Source organism: Arthrobacter sp. 10L430, assembly GCF_056395245.1.
This window is the reverse complement of the sequence record NZ_JBFTJD010000062.1, coordinates 1-989: the sequence shown is the minus strand read 5'-3', so window position 1 is coordinate 989 and position 989 is coordinate 1. Positions and strand designations below refer to the sequence as shown.

The 989-nt window shown below is 67.6% G+C and carries 1 protein-coding gene; it reads right to left on the bottom strand.

Going from position 1 to position 989, the window contains the following annotated elements:
- On the bottom strand, positions 1–989 hold a 989-nt coding region (gene mmsA / locus AC1DDG_RS21660), incomplete at both ends, for a CoA-acylating methylmalonate-semialdehyde dehydrogenase (protein ID WP_476877697.1).

Sequence of the window (989 nt, the reverse complement as noted above, 5' to 3'; positions counted from 1 at the left end):
ATTTCCTCGGTGTAGGCGGTCATTTCGGTCTTGACGTGGTCCAGGACGGTGGGGCCGACCCAGAAGCCGTCCTCGTGGCCGGGGACCACCAGGTCGCGGCCGTCCACCACCATGGCCGCGCCGGCGGCTTCGGCTTCGGTGACGATCTTCACGATGCGTTCCTTGGAGGCGGGGGTGATGACCGGGCCCATTTCGGCGTCCGGTTCTGTGCCGTTCTTGACCTTGACGGCCACGGCGCGCTCGTCGACCTTCTTGACCAGCAGTTCGGCGGCATCGCCGACGGCGACGGCGACGGAGATGGCCATGCAGCGTTCACCCGCGGAACCGAAGGCGGCGGCGGCGAGGTGGTCGGCGGCGTTGTCGAGGTCGGCGTCGGGCATCACGATCGCGTGGTTCTTCGCCCCGCCCAAGGCCTGGACCCGCTTGCCGTGCTTGGTGGCGGTCTCGTGGACGTACTGGGCGATCGGGGTGGATCCGACGAAGGAGATGCCGTCCACGTCCGGGTGGGTCAGGAGCCCGTCAACGGTCTCCTTGTCGCCGTGCAGGACCTGGAAGACGCCGTCGGGCAGACCCGCCTGCTTCCACAGCTTGGCCAGCAGCATCGAGGCGGAAGGGTCGCGCTCGGAGGGCTTGAGGATGAAGGCGTTGCCGGTGGCGATAGCCATCGGCGCCATCCACAGCGGCACCATCACCGGGAAGTTGAACGGGGTGATGCCGGCAACCACGCCGAGCGGCTCACGGAAGGAGACGACATCGATCCCGGTGGAGACCTGGTCCGAGTAGTCGCCCTTGAGCAGGGTCGGGATGCCGCAGGCGAACTCGATGACCTCCAGGCCGCGTCCGATCTCGCCCTTCGCATCGGAGAGGACCTTGCCGTGCTCGGCGGTGATCAGCTCGGCGAGCTCGTCCACGTGGGAGGCGACGAGTTCGCGGAACTTGAACAGCACCCCGGTGCGCTTGGCCAGGGAAATGTCACCCCAGGAGTCGGC